Origin of the sequence: Bartonella sp. ML70XJBT, from assembly GCF_028618425.1 — a bacterium.
In the GTDB taxonomy this organism is placed as follows: Bacteria; Pseudomonadota; Alphaproteobacteria; order Rhizobiales; family Rhizobiaceae; genus Bartonella.
Map to the genome: position 1 here is coordinate 20,113 of NZ_JAQISX010000018.1, position 19,138 is coordinate 39,250.

Annotated in this window: 16 protein-coding genes and 2 tRNA genes; 12 read left to right on the plus strand and 6 right to left on the minus strand. The window is 37.9% G+C overall.

All coding sequences use genetic code 11. The features are described from left to right. Positions 1-17: 17 nt before the first annotated feature. Both PVV65_RS07355 and PVV65_RS07360 read left to right on the plus strand, forming a co-directional pair. Positions 18-548 carry a hypothetical protein gene (locus PVV65_RS07355; protein ID WP_273789738.1) on the plus strand — a complete coding sequence of 177 codons (531 nt, stop codon included), beginning with the start codon at positions 18-20 and terminating at the stop codon, positions 546-548. 284 nt (positions 549-832) lie between these two features. Then, a complete protein-coding gene (locus PVV65_RS07360; RefSeq protein WP_273789739.1) occupies positions 833-2,215 on the plus strand; it encodes a DEAD/DEAH box helicase in 1,383 nt (460 codons plus the stop codon). Between the two features lie 1,334 nt (positions 2,216-3,549). Here PVV65_RS07360 and PVV65_RS07365 read toward each other — a convergent pair. Beyond that, a tRNA-Asn gene (locus tag PVV65_RS07365) sits at positions 3,550-3,624 on the minus strand. A 186-nt stretch (positions 3,625-3,810) separates the two neighbouring features. Here PVV65_RS07365 and PVV65_RS07370 point away from each other — a divergent pair. The 6 genes from PVV65_RS07370 to PVV65_RS07395 all read left to right on the plus strand — a co-directional run bounded on the left by PVV65_RS07370 (position 3,811) and on the right by PVV65_RS07395 (position 10,989). Beyond that, positions 3,811-3,884 (plus strand) — tRNA-Cys (locus PVV65_RS07370). Between the two features lie 237 nt (positions 3,885-4,121). Continuing rightward, positions 4,122-4,796, plus strand: coding sequence for a protein-L-isoaspartate O-methyltransferase (locus tag PVV65_RS07375; protein ID WP_273755394.1), 675 nt, complete (start codon positions 4,122-4,124; stop codon positions 4,794-4,796). Positions 4,797-4,853: 57 nt separating this feature from the next. Then, positions 4,854-6,155 (plus strand): TolC family outer membrane protein, encoded by a 1,302-nt coding sequence (locus tag PVV65_RS07380; RefSeq protein WP_273789740.1) that lies wholly within the window; start codon positions 4,854-4,856, stop codon positions 6,153-6,155. A 247-nt stretch (positions 6,156-6,402) separates the two neighbouring features. Next, the gene (locus tag PVV65_RS07385) at positions 6,403-6,969 is read left to right on the plus strand and encodes a DUF2497 domain-containing protein (protein ID WP_273789741.1); all 567 of its coding nucleotides are present in this window, start codon (positions 6,403-6,405) and stop codon (positions 6,967-6,969) included. A gap of 52 nt (positions 6,970-7,021) precedes the next feature. Next, on the plus strand, positions 7,022-9,745 hold the full coding sequence (locus PVV65_RS07390; RefSeq protein WP_273789743.1) for a valine--tRNA ligase: 2,724 nt from the start codon (positions 7,022-7,024) through the stop codon (positions 9,743-9,745). 452 nt (positions 9,746-10,197) lie between these two features. Further along, a complete protein-coding gene (locus PVV65_RS07395) occupies positions 10,198-10,989 on the plus strand; it encodes a tetratricopeptide repeat protein (RefSeq protein ID WP_273755398.1) in 792 nt (263 codons plus the stop codon). Positions 10,990-11,092: 103 nt separating this feature from the next. On the opposite strand, the gene PVV65_RS07400 is transcribed toward PVV65_RS07395, so the two are convergent. The 5 genes from PVV65_RS07400 to xth all read right to left on the minus strand — a co-directional run bounded on the left by PVV65_RS07400 (position 11,093) and on the right by xth (position 15,274). Continuing rightward, entirely contained in the window at positions 11,093-11,839 is a 747-nt protein-coding gene (locus PVV65_RS07400; protein ID WP_273789742.1) for an amino acid ABC transporter ATP-binding protein, read from the minus strand. 11 nt (positions 11,840-11,850) lie between these two features. Continuing rightward, positions 11,851-12,567 (minus strand): amino acid ABC transporter permease, encoded by a 717-nt coding sequence (locus tag PVV65_RS07405; RefSeq protein WP_273755400.1) that lies wholly within the window; start codon positions 12,565-12,567, stop codon positions 11,851-11,853. Between the two features lie 2 nt (positions 12,568-12,569). Next, on the minus strand, positions 12,570-13,322 hold the full coding sequence (locus PVV65_RS07410; protein ID WP_273755401.1) for an amino acid ABC transporter permease: 753 nt from the start codon (positions 13,320-13,322) through the stop codon (positions 12,570-12,572). 140 nt (positions 13,323-13,462) lie between these two features. Next, positions 13,463-14,368, minus strand: coding sequence for a transporter substrate-binding domain-containing protein (locus PVV65_RS07415; protein ID WP_273755402.1), 906 nt, complete (start codon positions 14,366-14,368; stop codon positions 13,463-13,465). 123 nt (positions 14,369-14,491) lie between these two features. Continuing rightward, complete coding sequence (xth, locus tag PVV65_RS07420) at positions 14,492-15,274, minus strand: exodeoxyribonuclease III (protein ID WP_273755403.1); 783 nt, start codon at positions 15,272-15,274, stop codon at positions 14,492-14,494. Between the two features lie 493 nt (positions 15,275-15,767). Between xth and rpsL the strand changes: the two genes are divergently transcribed. The 4 genes from rpsL to PVV65_RS07440 form a co-directional block, all read left to right on the plus strand. Beyond that, positions 15,768-16,139 carry a 30S ribosomal protein S12 gene (gene rpsL, locus PVV65_RS07425; protein WP_004859227.1) on the plus strand — a complete coding sequence of 124 codons (372 nt, stop codon included), beginning with the start codon at positions 15,768-15,770 and terminating at the stop codon, positions 16,137-16,139. Between the two features lie 18 nt (positions 16,140-16,157). Next, positions 16,158-16,628 (plus strand): 30S ribosomal protein S7, encoded by a 471-nt coding sequence (rpsG, locus tag PVV65_RS07430; RefSeq protein ID WP_273755404.1) that lies wholly within the window; start codon positions 16,158-16,160, stop codon positions 16,626-16,628. A 24-nt stretch (positions 16,629-16,652) separates the two neighbouring features. After that, the gene (gene fusA / locus PVV65_RS07435) at positions 16,653-18,737 is read left to right on the plus strand and encodes an elongation factor G (protein WP_273755405.1); all 2,085 of its coding nucleotides are present in this window, start codon (positions 16,653-16,655) and stop codon (positions 18,735-18,737) included. A 63-nt stretch (positions 18,738-18,800) separates the two neighbouring features. Next, a partial coding sequence (locus PVV65_RS07440; RefSeq protein WP_273789624.1) for a GTP-binding protein occupies positions 18,801-19,138 on the plus strand: 338 nt, incomplete at its 3' end.

Consider the following 19,138-nt stretch of genomic DNA (forward strand, 5'->3'; position numbering starts at 1 on the left):
AAACAAGAAGTGTAAAAATGAAGTCTGTTTTTTATTTTGTGCTGAGTCTATTTTTCTTTTTGATTGTTAATCAACAAAGTTTAGCATCTCAGCCAACAGCACTACAGAAAACTGAACTATTCAAAATAGTTGTTGATGTCAATAATGCTATAAAAAGTGAGGACTTCTCGCTTATATCTCATTATATGCCTGAGCGGCTTTATAAAGAGATGGCACGTCGATTGAATACAACAGAGGATGCTTTACGTGATAATTTTCTTCAACAGTTGCATAAGCAATTTGAGAATTTTCCTTCTGGTGCTTATTGTTTAGATAAAGAAAATATTGAGTATCTTCAAACAGATAACGGCACTTTATATGCTTTAATTTCAACGATTCTGGAGATGAAAGATCGCATTATTCAATATAAAACTTTGGCGATTTTTGATAAAACACAATGGTATTTAATTTATGGCGGTCAAAAAACTTTACAAAATCCAGTTTTTCTCGAGATTTATCCTGATTTTATCAAGGTGCATTTACCGATGGAGACAATCATTAAGAAATGAATGATTTTAATATTTTGGGGGCGCGATAAATGTATTTCGTAAAGTTCTTGCTTTTTTTCATAATCCAAGGATAATAAGAATAAAGGTATCTAAGCTGGTTTGTTAGCTTTTTTAAGTTAAGTTATATGCTTTTACCTTGATTTTAAGGTGCTCATGAGTTGCGCAGGTCGCTTTTCAAGTGTTGCTTCGTTTAAAATGTCAAGAATTTCTCTTGCGCGGATTCTTGAGTGGAGAGTTCAGCTGATTACTTCGTAAAAGTTGTTCAGCTGAGGAAAGATTTTATTTTGTCTATAAAAAAAGAAGATGTTTTTAAAAAGTTAGGTTTGCCTACTCTTTTGATTAAAAATTTACGCATTTCAGGGATGAGTCAACCTAAGCCTATACAGGAACAAGCTATTCCAATGATGTTGAAAGGAAACGATATTTTAGGGATTGCACAGACAGGTTCTGGAAAAACTTTGGCATTTGCTTTACCTATCTTAAGTCGAATTTTAACTTTGGGTGATAAACGCTCTCCTAAAACTGCACGCGCTTTGATTTTAGCACCAACGCGTGAACTTGCTGTTCAGATTGATGAAGCAATTCGTACTGTGGCGAGAGGGACACATCTTTCGACGTGTCTTATTTTTGGGGGGGTACCACGTTTAAAACAAATTAAGCGTATGGAAGCAGGTGTGGATGTTTTGATTGCAACTCCAGGGCGTTTGAGAGATCTTGTGCGTGAAAAATGTATTGATCTTTCTCACTCTTGTTTTTTGATTTTGGATGAAGCAGATCGTATGTTGGATATGGGATTTATTCATGATGTTAAGCAAATTGCAAAGCTTTTGCATCAAGAACGTCAGACAGCACTTTTTTCTGCAACAATGCCAAAAGAAATTATTGCTCTTGCAAAGTCTTTACTCAATGATCCGGTGAAGATTGAAGTTGCCCCTCAAGGCACAACAGCTGTAGAGATTACCCAGAAATTATATTGTGTTCCTACGCATGAAAAAAAGAATGTTTTAAGTAAAATTTTGACAAATCCAGCTTTTAATTCGGTTATTGTTTTTACTCGAACAAAACATGGGGCTGATACTGTTACACGTCATTTAGCAAAGATAGGCTATTTAGTTGCAACAATTCATGGGAATAAATCACAAGGTGCTCGCCAATCTGCCTTAAAAGCATTTCGTGAAAGAGATGTACGGATTCTTGTTGCAACAGATATTGCTGCACGCGGTATTGATGTACCAGGAATAAGCCACGTGATTAATTATGATTTACCAGATGAAGCTGAGAATTATGTACATCGCATCGGCCGTACTGGGCGCAACGGTGCATCTGGTGAGGCACTTACACTTTTTGATGAAAAGATAGAAAGGACTCGGTTGCGCGCTGTAGAGAACTTGATTCGCATGAAATTAGTTCCTGAATCTGTTCCAGAACAATTTGCAGCATTTCCAGAAAAGCCGATTCTTCCAAAAAGTGAAGAGAAAGAAAACAATAAAGAACGCCGTTTAAAAAAATCTAAATGTCAGAAGCAGTTTTTAAATCGAAAAGATGATGCTGCACAGTTACAGCGGAAGAATTCTTCATCTTCAAATGAGAGGCGTAAAAAAGAAAAAGTGGCTGTAAAGCTTGCAAGGGCTTTTCGTTTTCGCAAGTCAGTCAAGAAAGCGGCTTAAATAAAATCTTGAAAAGAGATTATGCCTTAAAGGTTTTCATTTCTAAAAAATGAAAACCTTTGAACGTTTGGACTGATTTAAAGATCCTTTGAAAAAAAACATTGCACAAGAAATTACTTATTTGCTTTATTTCAATTTTTTAAAATAGGGATAAAGATGCATTTTATTTATATAAAAGATCTGTTTTATCTTTCATGATAACTTTTAATTTAAAAGTTTAATTATATCATGACAAATTATTGTTTTATATATTAAATAATCTATCTCTATCGTAAAATTTTCTCATTTCGAATCTGTTTATATTGATCTCTTAAAACTATTTGTTTGCGTATTAAAAATGAGATTTTCGTGTGGATAAACATTTAAGTAATCAATAAAATATCTCTTGTAACCTTTTGTAAAGGAAAGGAATATTTCTAACATCGAGCGTGAGAAAATAGTATGATGGTATGGCTTTTATTGTAGATCAAAGATGACGCTCATCAATGTTTTTTATTTTATACTATTTACGAGGGCTATTGTGAAACGGCTTTAGGGGATTTAAGGGGTGTCTCTTTAAATATGGTGTAGATGCATAATATAATGGAAATAATGAAGAAAGCGCCTATGATTTGTTAAAGATTTTCATAGGATTCTTACCAACTTAGATTGATATACTATTTGTGCTGTAAAACACTCTTTTTAGGGGCATTGTATAAAGCTCATAACATTTTACATACTTCAGTGTTTTTATGACGATGTGATGAGTATTCAAGGCAAGGCTATTTGTAGGGTTTATGAAGTGATGAGAAGAAGCAATCCGCTAGATAAGAAGCTCGATTTTTACAAACTTTTTGGTTGGGAGTTCCTGCTTTCAGGGAGATCGGTATGGGGTGTATGGCTATAATATAGATGATTTTGATTGTTATTCTTCCGTTTTTTTTAATGATTGCTTCAAGAGCATTTTTTGAGATTTATTGCATTATTGAAGTAAAAATTATTTTGGGGCTGGAAAACAAAGCTTATACGAAACTTTTTTCGTTATTGATGGCGTTTAATAATTTCCTCTCATGAAATAAATCGTAATTTATAACGTACCAATAATTACAGTGTTTTCTGATAAAGGTGTGCGGTAGGGTAGTTTGAAGAAACAATTATCTTGAAATTAACCCATAAGAAAAAATTTGTGCAATAACTTTTTTAATGGATCAATCATTCATTGTAAGAAACACATCCTCTCGGATATTGTATTTCTATCTTATTGCAAAAATCTTATTCCCTTACACTTATTCGGGCATCCCTAACTTTAAAAAATATTACCAAAAGCAATAAGTTATATGAAGAAAAGAATTAAATGGCTCCCCGGGCCGGATTCGAACCAGCGACCAACCGGTTAACAGCCGGTTGCTCTACCGCTGAGCTACCGGGGAACGATACTCAACCATCTAGCTGAAGAGCCTATAGCAAAGCAATACTGATTTGCAAAGGATAAAATTACTTTTTTTTAAAAAAATATGATAAATTGTATAAGTAAGAGGAAAAAAGGTGATAGAAGGTTTCTACAGCTTGACGGATGCTTTGCATTCCCTTATTGAAACCTCTATATTTGTTGATGAGGCCTTGTGGCGGAATGGTTACGCAGAGGACTGCAAATCCTTGTATCCCGGTTCGATTCCGGGCGAGGCCTCCAGCCGATTTTAAATGAAACGGCTTTTAGGGGAGGCATAAGATAGAGATTATTTCCCTCTACAGTTATAAAGACACTTTTATATAAGAATATAAAAACGCTTTTGTATAAGAAATTGTCCTGTTAGAATCGAGTTGTTGACTGTCGTATCTTTTTTTGTAACACCTACAGTGTAAGAGATCTTAGTCCTTCATTGTTACTGTTTTGTTTATTTTTTGTAGGTTAGGAGAAATAGTCGTTATGGTTGCAGATTTTGCTGAGCTTCGTCGCAAAATGGTTGACAATCAAATTCGTACAGTTGATGTAACGGATTTATCAGTTCTTGAAGCGTTTTTAACGATATCTCGTGAAGATTTTGTATCGGAAGATATGAAAGCATTAAGCTATCTTGATACCGATATTGTTTTATGTCCAGTGCGCGATGAAGCTCCTGCACGCTATTTGATGAAACCGGCATCTCTCGCAAAATTGTTACAGCTTGCTGCTGTAAAATCATCAGATGTTGTTTTAGATATTGGTGCAAATAGTGGTTATTGTGCGGCCTTGCTTTCAAAACTTGCAGGGTCTGTAATTGCGTTGGAAAGTAATCAATCTCTTTTTGAACATGCTCTTGAAGCTTTGGAACATAATCAATGTGATAATGTGGTTGTCATTCTTGGTCCATTAGAGCAGGGATATACTGTTGAGGGACCTTATGATGTGATTTTTATAGAGGGATCTGTCGATTTTATTCCACAAGGTATCTTTGATCAAATGAAAGACAGTGGACGTCTTGTTGTGGTTGAAGGGGATGGAAATGCTGCTGTAGCACGAATCTACATAAAAGAAGATGGAATCATTTCTTGCTGTCGAGCTTTTAATCTTGCCGTAAAGCCTCTTCCTTGTTTTTTAAAAACACCTGATTTTGTATTTTAGTACTTGTTCATTTTATGAATAAAAGATAGTTTGGTTATCTATTTGGGGTTTGTTATTGTGTGTATTGTGTTTAAATTAAGCAAGAAGTTTCAGGCGTGTTTTTTGTTGGTATTGAGTCTTTTACTCTCAGAGAGTGTTTGTGCTGAAACATTGATGGATGCTTTTTCTAAAGCTTATAAACACAACGCTAAGTTGAATAGTGAACGGGCGGCTGTTCGTATAGCCAGTGATGATGTTGTCATCGCGCGATCAGGGTTATTACCACAAGTTGAAGGAGTTGGAAGCTATGGGCGGAGTAAGTCTTTTACAGGTCCTTATGTAACTTCTGGATCTATAGGGGTAAGATTAAACCAAAGATTATTTGACGGTTTTATCACGCAAAATATGTTTTCTTCAGCTCAAGTTAAGCTGCAGGCGCAACGTGAGTATCTTCGTAATGCTGAACAAAATACCTTTCTAGAGACTGTGACAGCTTATGCGAATGTCTATCAGGTGCGTCGTGTTGCCGATCTTCGGAGAGAAAATTTAGCAGCTCTTGAAGAGCAAGTTCGTTCCAATAAAGCAAAATTTGATGTGGGTGAGGGAGGGCGTGTTGATCTTGCTCAAGCTCAAGCTGCACGTTCCGTGGCGGTTTCAGAACTGAGTCTTGCTCGTGCTGATGTAAAAGCAGCAGAAGCAGTGTATCGACAAATTATTGGTTCTGATCCTGAAAAGCTAAAACGTCCACCCGTTGCCACAAATCTTCCCGTCAATCTTGATACGGCTTACCAAATGAGCGTTGTGATGCATCCAGCAATCCTTTATGCTCAATATTTAGTCAATGCGAGTGGTTACAATGTAAAAGCGAAAGAAGGAGCACTCCTTCCTAAAATTGATTTTTCTGCAACAGCATCTTATAATCGGATATACAGTGGTGCTGGTCAGGATGGCTTTTCTAAATCGATAGGGTTGTCGTTAAGTGTTCCGATCTTTGAAGGGGGGCGTACGTCTGCACAGATTCGCCAATCGAAGGAGCAGCTTGGACAGGCGCAGCTTCAACTCGATTTGGCCCATAGTAATACGAGACAAGCCCTTACTTCTGCTTGGTTCCAGTTGGAAGCTGCACGCGCATCTGTTATTGCTTACCGTGAAAGTGTTCGTGCTGCTGAAATTGCTCTTAAAGGTCGTGTTCAAGAAAATCACGTAGGGCAGGCAACAACATTAGATGTTTTAAATTCTCGTACTCAATTGATTAATGCTCAAATTGCGCTCGCAATGGCAGAGCGTAATGCTGTTGTAGCGAGCTATAGTGTTCAATCGTCTATTGGTAAATTAACACCGAATTATCTAGGCTTAAAAACAATTCAATATAGTCGATAATGCATAAAAATAGCTCCTTTGATTTCAAATAATTTTAATTTTTAAAAAATTAGTTAATCCGTTGTTGGATATGTTGAAAAATAGAGCAGTGATATGTTCTTTTAAAATGCAGGAAGTTGTGTGTAGCGCCCTCTTTATGACAAGCATATTTGAAAATATCACGAGAGGCATGTTGATCTTATAATTCTTTTGCATACACTGAAAATATGATTCTATTTGTTGTTGCGTCTTTGAGAGGTTGTAAAGTATGATACAGAGTTCAAGCGTGTTACGTGAGCCAAGTATGGATGAAATTTTGACATCTATTCGTGAAATAATCGAAGAAAATGCTGTTCAATCTAATCATTTTTTAAATGAAGATGTCGCAGTAAATGCTTCGGAAGATCATTCAGAAGTTGCTTCAGAAGGTATTTATGATACAACTCTATCGGTTGATGATGCTATGAAAGCTTTAGCTGATCGCATTGGTCTTTCTGCTGAAAATCAAGGCGGAGGGAGTGCACAAGAGAAAGAGGATACAGCGGTAGAAAATAATACAGTTGGTGTGGATGTGCAAAAGATGAAGCTTGCTTCTGAAGAACGGAATTCTGTTTATAAAGCAAAAGAATATGAAGATGAGATCAGAAAGCCACAATCAGAATCTGGAAGGACTGGTCGTGTAGAGTTGTCTGCGTATTGTATTTCTTCTGCAGAAAAGATTGCAAGGGATGTGTTGCGGCCGGCTATAGCAGAATGGTTGCAGTCTAAATTGCCTGTTTTGCTGGAAGATATTTTACGTGAAGAAATTGTGAAGGCGATTAAAAAGTCATCTTAATGATTTTTTGACATTATTTTTATGTTTTTCAGCGGCGTTATGGATGGATAGAATGTTAGAAAAAAACTATGATGCTGCTTTCATAGAGCAACGGGTTGCAAAGAGATGGGAGACTCGCGGGGCTTTTAAAGCGGGAGCGGGTTCTAAAAGTGGAGCAGAACCTTTTTGTGTTATGCTTCCACCGCCTAATGTTACGGGCTCACTTCATATGGGTCATGCGCTCAATACGACAATTCAAGATATAATGGTTAGATTTCAGCGGATGCGTGGCAAAAATGTATTGTGGCAGCCTGGTATGGATCATGCTGGGATTGCTACACAAATGGTTGTAGAGCGTCAGCTTGCAGAACGCCAAGAGCCAACGCGTCAAGAAATGGGAAGAGAAAAATTTATTGAGCGTATTTGGGAATGGCGCCATGAAACGGGAGGTGTTATTGCGAACCAGTTGCGCCGTCTTGGCGTTTCATGTGATTGGTCGCGTGAGCGCTTTACAATGGATGAGGGGTTGTCGCAGGCTGTTCGTGAAGTCTTTGTCACACTTTATAAGCAAGGATTGATATATAGAGATAAGCGCCTCGTCAATTGGGATCCTAAATTGTTAACGGCTATTTCGGATCTTGAAGTTGAACAAAAAGAAGTTCAAGGGCATTTGTGGCATTTTAGATATCCGCTTGAGGGTAAAGTTTTTGATCCAAATGATGCGACAACTTTTATAACAGTGGCGACAACACGACCAGAGACAATGCTTGGTGATACAGGGATTGCTGTTAATCCTGAAGATGAGCGTTATAAAAATCTTATCGGTAAAAATGCTCTTTTGCCCCTTGTTGGTCGTAGGTTATTGATTGTCGGTGATACGCATGCTGATCCTGAAGCAGGAAGTGGTGCGGTAAAAATCACACCAGCCCATGACTTTAATGACTTTGAAGTAGGACAGCGTAATGATTTACGCTTAATCAATATTTTTACTCAAAATGCCGAGATTTTTCTTTGTGAGAATGAAGCGTTTTTTGATGGTTTGGTTTTATCAGATGAATTAAAAATGTTAGTAGAAAATCTCGATAAAGCTGATCGTTTTGTTGCACGCCAGAAGATTATTTCTTTGATGGAAGAAGGAGGATATTTAGCTTCTGTTGATGATCATTCCCATATGGTTCCTCATGGAGATCGCAGTGGTGTACCTATTGAACCTTTTTTGACAGATCAATGGTATGTTCATGCTGCTGAATTAGCAAAGCCCGCGATAGAGGCTGTTCAACAAGGAAAAACGCAGTTTGTTCCCGATAACTGGAAAAAAACCTACTTCAATTGGATGCAAAATATTCAGCCTTGGTGCATTTCTCGCCAATTATGGTGGGGACATCAGATTCCTGCTTGGTATGGTCCTGATGGAACAGTTTTTGTTGAAAAAAGTGAAAAAGAGGCTTTAGATTCGGCTTTTGCTCATTATGGTGAGGTGGTTGAATTAATCCGCGATCCGGATGTTTTAGATACTTGGTTTTCATCAGCTCTTTGGCCTTTTTCAACATTAGGATGGCCCGATAAAACGACTGAATTATCGACTTTTTATCCAACATCTTTATCCGTGACAGGATTTGATATTATTTTTTTCTGGGTTGCTCGTATGATGATGATGGGACTTCACTTTATGGGTGAAGTTCCTTTCCCAACGGTTTATGTGCACGCTCTTGTCCGAGATCAAAAGGGTGCAAAGATGTCAAAATCAAAGGGAAATATTATTGATCCCTTAGAGCTTATTGATCAGTATAGCGCTGATGCCCTTCGTTTTACTTTGGCTATTATGGCAGCGCAAGGTCGTGATGTAAAACTTGATACTTCCCGTATTGCTGGTTATCGCAATTTTGCTACGAAATTGTGGAATGCTACCCGATTTGCACAGATGAATGGTGTAAAGCATGATTCTACTTTTAAGCCAGAATGTGCAAAGCTGGCACTTAATCGTTGGATTTTAACAGAACTCTCTAAAACAATTTCAGCAGTGACGACGGGTATTGAAAATTATAAGTTCAATGAGTCTGCAGCTACACTTTACCGTTTCATTTGGAATACATTCTGTGATTGGTATTTAGAGCTTCTCAAACCTATCTTTCAGAGTGAAAATGAAGAGGCTAAAAATGAGGCTCAAGCTTGTACTGCTTGGATTTTAGATGAAGTCTATAAACTTCTTCATCCCTTTATGCCTCATATGACAGAAGAGTTGTGGGCTCTTACAGAAACGCAAGAGATCAAGCGTGAAGATATGCTCGCGTTGACAAAATGGCCAGAGAAAACATTGATAGATGAGGCTGCTGCTGCTGATATTAATTGGCTTATTGATGTGGTCACGGGGATTCGGTCTGTACGTTTTGAAATGAATATCCCAGCGGCTACACGAGCACCTCTTGTCGTTGTCGAAGCAGGAGACGTGACGCGAGAGCGTGTGCAGCGTTATGATGCACTTCTTAAAAAGTTAGCGCGTATTGAAGTCATTGATTTTTCTGATAAGGTTCCGGAAGTATCGGCACAAATGATTTCGGGAGAGGCTGTTTTTTGTTTGCCATTAGGGCAGTTGGTTGATTTGGAGGCTGAACGTGTTCGTTTGAGGAAGGAGGTCCGTAAAATTGAACAAGATATTGAAAAAATATCGCTTAAATTAAATAATCCCAAATTTATAGCAAATGCAAAAGCAGAAATTGTTGAAAGCGAACAAAATAGGGTGATAGAATTGCGTGCTGCGCGAAAGAAGGTATCTATTGCTTTAGAGCGGTTGGGTTGATTTTTACTTTTTTGATGGATAACTTCATAGCATTATTCGGGGATCTCATTCAATAAAAAACAGAAAATTATTATTATAAATCAATATATCATCTATGAAGAAAAGTATATAAGGTGACCAGAAGTTAGAATCTATCAAAAAAATGGATTGTTTACAGATTGGTGGGAGTGGGAAACTTTATCTTTAAGCTGGAGAGATAATTGTGAAGGGATAAGTTAATGATCATCATTATATTTTATCCATCTTGCATGTTATTTTTTGTAGTTAAATGTTACCATTCATCATGGTTTCCTCCATTCTTGAAATTTTGTTCAATGCGTAGGTTATTTTATTGAACAGTTTTGATAGTTTTCATTTATTAGAATTTCTCGTATTTTTACTAAGAAGAAGCTTTTAAAGATATACAAAGAAATTTAAATAGATAGAACAATTAACATTGAGAGAGGGGGAAAATGATCAAGAGTTTTCAGATATGGAAAAAAGCTACGATTATTGTGACTTTAGGAGGATTTTTTTCGACTGTTTATGCCATAGATGTTAATAGCTTGCAGGAATTGCATGATGGTTCGTTTTATTTTTTTAAACGTGGCATGTCTGCTTATAAAAATGGGCAGATAAATCAGGCACTTTCAGCTCTATTTTGTGCCGCTAAGAGGGGCCATATTGGCGCAAATTGGAAACTTGGCTCTATCTATGCAAACGGTGATGGTATCCCTAAAGATGATTACAAAGCTTATCATTTTTTTGTATATATCGTTGAAAAAGGTGCTGATCTTGGCTCAGAGGATGAAAGTTATGTTTCTGATGCATTGGTTAAGCTTGCTGGCTATATGGAAAAAGGTATTCCTCAATCGCCTGTGAACCCTAATCCTTCTTATGCCATTCGTTTTTATATGCAGGCTGCGGTGAACTATGGAAATTCTAAAGCTCAGTATCATTTAGGAAAAATATTTTTAAAGGGAGAGGGAAGGGAGAAGAATCTTATACAAGCAGCACGGTGGTTTCAACTTTCAGCAAAAAAAGGAAATTCTGCTGCCCAAGCGATTCTTGGGAATATGTTGATTCAAGAAGGAAAAATCATTCGCGGGACGGCAATGTTAGCTGCTGCCTATGAAAAAGCGAATGTAAAAGACAGAAATTGGATTTACCCTTTGCAAGAGCAGGCTTTTACTCTTTGTAATGAATTTGAAAGACGTACAGCAATTTCATTGGTTGCGGATATTTTAAAAAATAAGAACTTTTGACTATCTGCTTGTAATATTCTTTACATCCTCTCATCTGCTATTAAACTTTGTTATTTTATATTCAAGTTTATAGTAGAGAGAGCTTTTTCCGATGATATAACGGCTAATGACTTAGGATTTTAGACAAAAATTCTTGCGTTCTTGGTGTTCTGTCTTGCTGATTAGAAAAGAACTCTTTAGATGAACAGTCTTCAAGAATTGTTCCTTGATCCATGAAAATAACACGCTCCGAGACTTTTTGTGCAAATCCCATTTCATGGGTTACACAAATCATCGTCATTCCTTCTTCTGCTAAACTGATCATGACGTCAAGTACTTCACCTACCATTTCAGGATCTAAAGCAGAGGTTGGTTCATCAAAAAGCATAACAAGTGGATCCATGGTTAAGGCACGTGCAATAGCAACACGCTGTTGTTGCCCTCCAGAAAGTTGTCCCGGATATTTGTCTTTATGTTCAAGGAGCCCAACGCGTTCAAGATATAACAAACCACGTTCAAGTGCTTCTTTTTTACTTCGTTTCAGGACTTTTATTTGTGCAATTGTCAAATTTTCTGTGACAGATAAATGAGGAAAAAGTTCGAAATGCTGAAAGACCATTCCTACATGGCTGCGCAATTTAGGCAGATTTGTTTTTTTTGAATGAATTGGTGTTCCATTAATCCAAATTTCACCTTTTTGAAAAGGGACGAGAGCGTTAATCGTTTTAATGAGTGTTGATTTTCCTGAGCCTGATGGTCCACAAACGACAACCACTTCTCCTTTGTTAATATTGGTTGTACAATTTTTAAGAACGTTAATTTCGCCATACCAATTAGAAACATTTTTTACTTCGATCATATGCGTAGACATTTTTTTTCCTGTTAGCGAATAATGGATACTTTTTTTTGTAAATATAAAACGATTTGTGACAATGTAAAACAGATCACAAAATAAAAAATAGCTGCTAAAATATAAGCCTCTTGTTTTACACCAAAATTATTAGCAGCAATATCAAAGCCATTCAAAAGGCTATGACCACTGATGGCGTACACGAGGGTTGTATCCTGAAAAAGGATAATGACTTGTGTTAAAAAGACAGGAAGCATATCTCTAAAAGCTTGAGGAAGAATGACAATATACATACTTTGCCAATAATTCATCCCAAGAGCTTGTCCCGCATATTTTTGTCCTTGCGGAACTGAATTGATACCAGCCCGCATAATTTCAGCAAAATAAGCTGTTTCAAATGCGGTAAAGGTAATAAGTGCTGATTTATTAGCACCGATGGATGTTCCCGTTAAAAAAGGTAGAAGCACAAAAAACCATAAGATAACCATCACAAGTGGTATTGAACGCATCGCTGTTATGTAAACGATTGCAATCCAAGAAAGAAGTTTTACGGAAGAAAGGCGCATCATCGCTAAAAGTGTGCCGAAAACAAATCCTAATACCGTTGCAAAAAGTGTTAGAAAAACGCTAAAGAGTAAACCTGATAAAATGTAAGAACGAAATACATCAAAGGTAAAAAAGGAAAAATCAAAGTCGGAAAAATTGAAAGGAAAATAAAGTCCAAACTGAGAGCTTATGAAATTTATCATATTCAATTTCCCTTTGTTTGAAAATTAGGAATTTTGAGCATTTGTTCAATAACTGTCATCACAATGAATACAAATAAGGCTATGAGAATATAAAGAATCGTAACAAGTAAATAGTTTTCGTAAACATGACTTACCTCTTCAATTGTTTGGTATTGAAATTGCATGAGCTCATTTATTGAAACAGCGAATGCTATAGATGAATTCTTCACAATGCCCATTGCTTCTGAAGTAAGCGGTGGCATAATTGTACGAATAGCACGTGGTAGTATAATATAGCGATAACTTTGATAAGTTGTAAATCCCATTGCCATAGCAGCATAGCGTTGTCCTGAAGAAATCGCTTCAATGCCTGAGCGAACCTGTTCTGCAATACGTGCCGATGTAAAGAATCCCAATGCACATGTTATTAAGAGAATGGGGGAAAATTTCATCGCTGGGGGATAAATCTTAGGAACAACAAAATACCATAAAAATACCTGTACAAGAAGGGGAATGTTACGCATAACTTCTACCCAAATAGTACCGATAGTGCGAAATATATAATTGATTATCGATGTTTTGGGTAAAGTGCGCATTGTTCCTATAATAACACCACAAAATATAGCTAATATAAGTGAAGAGATGGACAATATAACCGTATTTTTTAAGCCATCAAGAAGTGTATCTAAATAAGTATGACTCACGCCGGGAGTGCCCAAGCATCCTGTTACCAGTGTCTGAGTAAGGTCATCTCTACAAAGGAAAGAAAAATCCATTAATTAATATTCCCTCAAATTAGTCATTCACAAATAGAACGATAAATCAAGCCTATCTACATAAGCAGAATTTATTAAAAAGTGAACTAAAATATAAACCACACTCAATTTTCAAAGAGTGTGGTTCTTCTTTTCAAATTCTATAAATCTTTTTCTGTGTAGCTTTCGCGAGGCTTATTGTTTGGATGATCCCAAGCATATCTCGTCTGTTTTGATAAGGGAAGGTTCATAACAGTATTCGCAGGAGGAATCGGTTTCATGAACCACTTATTATAAAGCTTTTCAAGTGATTCGTCTTTAATCTGACGTAGGATACTGTCATTGATTGCTTGTTCAAATTTTTTGTCATGTAATCTCAGCATGCAGGCGATGGGTTCAACTGAAAGTACGGTGTCAAGAATGACATAATCAGATGGATTCTTTGATTTTGCAATATTTCCAGCGAGAATTGAGGCATCCATAACAAATGCATCGGCACGACCCGATTCGAGTAATAAGAAACTATCTGCGTGATCTTTTCCTTTGATGACCTTAAAGTGAATGTTTTTTGCACGTTTGTTTTTACGAATAAGTTGAACAGATGTCGTACCGGTGGTTGTTGCAACTGTTTTTCCATTTAAATCATCAAGAGATTTAATGTTAGAGTTTTTCTTTACAGCAATCCGAACTTCTTCAACGTATGTTGTATAAGCAAATGCTGCTTCTTTGCTACGTGCAATATCATTTGTTGTTGAGCCACACTCAAAATCATAGGTTTTATTTTTTAAGAGAGGAATTCTATTTTGAGATGTGATAGGAAGATAATGGATTTTAATCGGTTTACCAATTTTTTTTGAGATATCATCAATGATACGTTCTGCCATTTCTGTATGAAAGCCTACATATTTATTATTACCAAGGGCGTAGGCCAACCCCGATGCTTCACGGACTCCTAAAGTGATTTGCCCTGTTTGTTTTATTTTTTCAAACGTATCATTTTCAGCATGCGCGACGCTTGTGAGCCCAATGGCTGCTGCTGCAATAAACATTAACAATGATTTCTTCATTTATGTCCTCCATTTATTCATTTTTATTTTAGTTACTTAAGATATACTGTTTGAATGATGTAGCATAGTTATTTTTCTGAGTGGAATTTTTTTGTGGTCTTATGAAATAAGGGCTATACTTCCTTAATTGATATTAAGATGAATCCAAACAGGAACGTGGTCAGATGGTTTTGGGTATCCCCTTACTTCTGTTTGACTATGAGCGCAAATAAGGTGATCAATTGCTTCTGGTGATAAGAGTAAATGATCAATGCGAATCCCATTATTTTTAGGCCATGCTCCAGCTTGGAAATCCCAAAAACTGAAGGAGGGTGTATCGGTGACATTTCGGATAGCATCGTAAAGACCTAAATGAAGGATACGCTGGAATGCTTTTCTTGTTTTTCGAAGAAATAAGGCATCTTGATTCCATTCTTGAGGTTTTTTTGCATCGCGTGAGGTAGGGATGACATTATAATCGCCGGCTAGAATAAGGGGCTCCTCATACGCAAGCAATGATTTTGCGTGTGCATATAATCTTTCCATCCATTCCATTTTATAGGAATATTTTTCACTCTCAATAGGATTTCCATTTGGCAAATAAAGAGATGCAATACGTACAACACCCTTGTTCGTTGAATAAACGGCTTCAATGTAACGTGTTTGTTCATCATTATCGTTGCCTGGTAATCGACGGATCACCTCATCCGGTGTTTTTTTAGAAAGAATCGCAACGCCATTAAAGCTTTTTTGTCCGTGTGTTTCTATATGGTAACCTAGATTTTCTATTGCATTACGTGGAAAGTTTTCATCAATACTTTTAATTTCCTGTAGACAAACTATGTCTGGCTGACTTTGCTGTAGCCATTGATATAATGTTTCATGTCGTGCTTTTATTCCGGCGATATTCCACGTTGCTATTTTCATGACACTCATAATTTGATATCAAATATGCAATTCAATTTGCTGCGTTAATATTTTTACCGCAGTCACATTATTGTTTTTAATTTATAGGCGATATTACTATGGCAAATTAATTTATCAAGAGACCCAATAAAAGCAAATTTAAAGTTTTAAAATTTAATTTATTTTGATTTTTGAAAACTTTCTGCTGTTTAGTTCTTGACGAATGTCTGTGTTCTCGCTATTAGACACCAATGTAACCGATGTCGAAATGATCATTTATTTTGGATATGAAGCAAAAGATCATTTAAGCGGGTGTTAATAGGATTAAAAGCAAATGCTAGTGCAAAAGGCTATTGCCTTCTCTGCTTGTGATCGGGTAGACTGTTTTTAGCAGCTATGCCCGATTTTGTGTGTAGAATTAGGAATCTATTCTGATTCTGTTGGAGTGGATGAAGGCAGAAATAGAAGTACCCGATTGGGTGAGACGAATGTAGATCGAAAAGAGGAAGGTTGCATGCCTACCGTAAACCAGTTGATTCGCAAGCCGCGTGTAGCGCCAGTTAAACGTAATAAGGTTCCTGCTTTGCAGTCGAATCCGCAGAAGCGTGGTGTTTGTACGCGTGTTTATACAACAACGCCGAAGAAGCCTAATTCTGCTCTTCGTAAAGTTGCTAAAGTTCGTTTGACGAATGGATTTGAAGTGATTGGTTATATTCCTGGAGAGGGACATAATCTTCAAGAGCACTCTGTTGTGATGATCCGTGGTGGTCGTGTGAAAGATTTGCCTGGGGTTCGTTATCACATTATTCGTGGTTTGCTTGATACTCAGGGTGTCAAGAATCGTAAACAGCGTCGTTCAAAGTATGGCGCGAAGCGTCCAAAATAATATTGAGAGACAAAGCTAATGTCCCGTCGTCATAGAGCAGAAAAACGTGAAATTAATCCAGATCCTAAGTTTGGTGATTTGGTTGTTACAAAATTTATGAATGCCATTATGTTTGATGGTAAAAAGTCAGTTGCAGAGCGTATTGTTTATGGTGCGCTTGATTCTGTGGAGAGAAAAGTAAAAACAGATCCTATAGATCTCTTTCATCGGGCTTTAGAGAATGTTGCTCCTCATATTGAGGTTCGTTCTCGTCGTGTTGGGGGGGCTACTTATCAGGTTCCGATTGATGTTCGTCCTGATCGTCGTCAGGCTCTTGCAATTCGTTGGTTAATTTCGGCAGCGCGTGGGCGGAATGAAACAACGATGATTGAGCGTTTATCTGCTGAACTCATGGATGCAGCTAATAATCGCGGTTCTGCCGTGAAAAAGCGTGAAGATGTCCATCGTATGGCTGAGGCTAACCGTGCATTCTCGCATTATCGCTGGTAGAAGTTTTAAACTAAGGCAAATATAATGGCTCGCGAATATAAAATTGAAGATTATCGTAATTTTGGTATTATGGCTCATATTGATGCCGGTAAGACTACGATGACTGAACGTATTCTGTTCTATACGGGTAAGAATCACAAAATCGGTGAGACCCATGATGGTGCTTCTACGATGGACTGGATGGAGCAGGAACAAGAGCGCGGCATTACCATCACATCTGCAGCGACAACGACGTTTTGGGAAGGGCGTGATGGTCGTAAGCGTCGCTTTAATATCATTGATACGCCAGGGCACGTTGATTTTACTATCGAGGTTGAGCGTTCTTTGCGTGTTCTTGATGGGGCGATAGCATTATTGGATGCTAATGCTGGTGTTGAGCCTCAGACAGAAACTGTTTGGCGGCAGGCTGAGAAATATCGTGTTCCCCGCATGGTTTTTGTTAATAAAATGGATAAAATAGGTGCTGATTTCTACCGTAGTGTCGAAATGGTTGGTTCGCGATTAGGGGCTAAAGCACTTGTTTTGCAGTTGCCTATCGGCGCAGAAAATGATTTTGAAGGTGTTGTTGACCTTGTTGAGATGAAGGCTTTAAAGTGGGATGGTTCTATTGGTGCTTCAGCGGTGATAAGTGAAATTCCTTCTGACTTAAAAGAAAAGGCTGAAGAATATCGCGAAAAACTCATTGAAATGGCTGTAGAAGTTGATGAGTCTGCTATGGAGGCTTATTTGGAAGGTGTTATGCCAACCAACGAGCAACTTGTTTCTCTTATCCGTAAGGGAACTGTAGAGGTTCAGTTTCATCCTGTTCTTTGTGGTACAGCTTTTAAAAACAAGGGTGTTCAACCGCTTTTGGATGCTGTTGTTTCCTATCTTCCTTCTCCGATTGATATTCCTGCGATTAAGGGTATTGATGTGAAGACTGAAGCTGAGACGACGCGTGAATCTTCTGATGAAGCTCCGCTCTCTATGCTTGCTTTTAAAATTATGAATGATCCTTTTGTTGGTTCCTTGACTTTCTGTCGTATTTACTCTGGTAAAGTTCACAAAGGTGTTTCTCTTGAAAATACTGTTAAGAAGAAGAAGGAGCGTTTAGGACGTATGCTTCAAATGCATTCAAATTCTCGTGAGGATGTTGAAGAAGCATTTGCTGGTGATATTGTTGCTCTTGCGGGTCTTAAGGAAACAACAACGGGTGATACACTTTGTGATCCTTTAAAGCCTGTTATTTTGGAGCGGATGGAATTTCCTGAGCCCGTTATTGAGATTGCGATTGAACCGAAAACAAAAGCAGATCAGGAGAAAATGGGTATTGCTCTTAATCGTTTGGCTGCGGAAGATCCTTCGTTTCGTGTTAAATCAGATGAGGAATCAGGTCAGACCATTATAGCTGGAATGGGTGAGCTTCATCTTGATATTATTGTCGATCGTATGCGGCGTGAATTTAAGGTTGAAGCAAATGTTGGGCAGCCTCAGGTTGCTTATCGTGAGTCAATTACTAAGATGGCTGAGGTTGATTATACCCATAAGAAACAATCGGGTGGTGCTGGTCAATTTGCTCGTGTGAAAATTGTTTTTGAGCCTCATGAAGGTGATGATTTTATTTTTGAGTCGAAGATTGTTGGTGGTGCTGTCCCTAAAGAATATATTCCGGGCGTTCAAAAGGGGATTGAAAGTGTTATGGGGTCAGGTCCTCTTGCAGGTTTCCCTATGCTTGGTGTAAAAGCTACTCTTATCGATGGTGGGTATCACGATGTTGATTCGTCTGTATTGGCTTTTGAAATTGCTGCTCGTGCAGCTTTTCGTGATGGTGCTAAGAAGGCAGGTGCGCAGCTTCTTGAACCGATCATGAAGGTGGAAGTTGTTACACCAGATGATTATGTTGGTGATGTTATTGGTGATCTCAATTCTCGTCGGGGACAGATTTCAGGAACTGAGGCACGCGGTATTGCAACGGTTGTGAATGCGATGGTTCCATTGGCAAATATGTTTGGTTATGTGAATACCCTTCGCTCTATGAGCCAGGGGCGTGCGCAGTATACAATGCAGTTTGATCATTACGAGCCTGTCCCTTCGGCTGTTGCTTTGGAGATTCAAAAGAAATACGCGTAATTTTAGGTTGGTAAATTAATTTTTAACTTAGTCCTTGGCTTGGACGGAAAATGGAGAGCTCAAATGGCGAAGAGCAAATTTGAACGTACGAAACCGCATGTTAATATAGGTACGATTGGTCACGTTGATCATGGGAAGACTTCGTTGACAGCAGCGATTACGAAATTTTTTGGTGAGTTTAAAGCATATGATCAAATTGATGCAGCACCAGAAGAGCGCGCCCGTGGTATTACCATTTCTACAGCACACGTTGAGTATGAAACGGAGAATCGTCACTATGCCCACGTTGATTGTCCCGGGCACGCGGATTACGTGAAAAATATGATCACAGGTGCAGCGCAGATGGATGGCGCTATTCTGGTTGTTTCTGCGGCTGATGGTCCGATGCCTCAGACCCGTGA

Bases quoted from the DNA above. Each gene is read 5' to 3' on its own strand.
- PVV65_RS07355 (WP_273789738.1), top strand. From the start codon at position 18: ATGAAGTCTGTTTTTTATTTTGTGCTGAGTCTATTTTTCTTTTTGATT.
- PVV65_RS07375 (WP_273755394.1), top strand. From the start codon at position 4,122: ATGGTTGCAGATTTTGCTGAGCTTCGTCGCAAAATGGTTGACAATCAA.
- PVV65_RS07385 (WP_273789741.1), top strand. From the start codon at position 6,403: ATGATACAGAGTTCAAGCGTGTTACGTGAGCCAAGTATGGATGAAATT.
- PVV65_RS07390 (WP_273789743.1), top strand. From the start codon at position 7,022: ATGTTAGAAAAAAACTATGATGCTGCTTTCATAGAGCAACGGGTTGCA.
- PVV65_RS07395 (WP_273755398.1), top strand. From the start codon at position 10,198: ATGATCAAGAGTTTTCAGATATGGAAAAAAGCTACGATTATTGTGACT.
- PVV65_RS07400 (WP_273789742.1), bottom strand. From the start codon at position 11,839: ATGTCTACGCATATGATCGAAGTAAAAAATGTTTCTAATTGGTATGGC.
- PVV65_RS07405 (WP_273755400.1), bottom strand. From the start codon at position 12,567: ATGATAAATTTCATAAGCTCTCAGTTTGGACTTTATTTTCCTTTCAAT.
- PVV65_RS07410 (WP_273755401.1), bottom strand. From the start codon at position 13,322: ATGGATTTTTCTTTCCTTTGTAGAGATGACCTTACTCAGACACTGGTA.
- PVV65_RS07415 (WP_273755402.1), bottom strand. From the start codon at position 14,368: ATGAAGAAATCATTGTTAATGTTTATTGCAGCAGCAGCCATTGGGCTC.
- xth (WP_273755403.1), bottom strand. From the start codon at position 15,274: ATGAAAATAGCAACGTGGAATATCGCCGGAATAAAAGCACGACATGAA.
- rpsL (WP_004859227.1), top strand. From the start codon at position 15,768: ATGCCTACCGTAAACCAGTTGATTCGCAAGCCGCGTGTAGCGCCAGTT.
- rpsG (WP_273755404.1), top strand. From the start codon at position 16,158: ATGTCCCGTCGTCATAGAGCAGAAAAACGTGAAATTAATCCAGATCCT.
- fusA (WP_273755405.1), top strand. From the start codon at position 16,653: ATGGCTCGCGAATATAAAATTGAAGATTATCGTAATTTTGGTATTATG.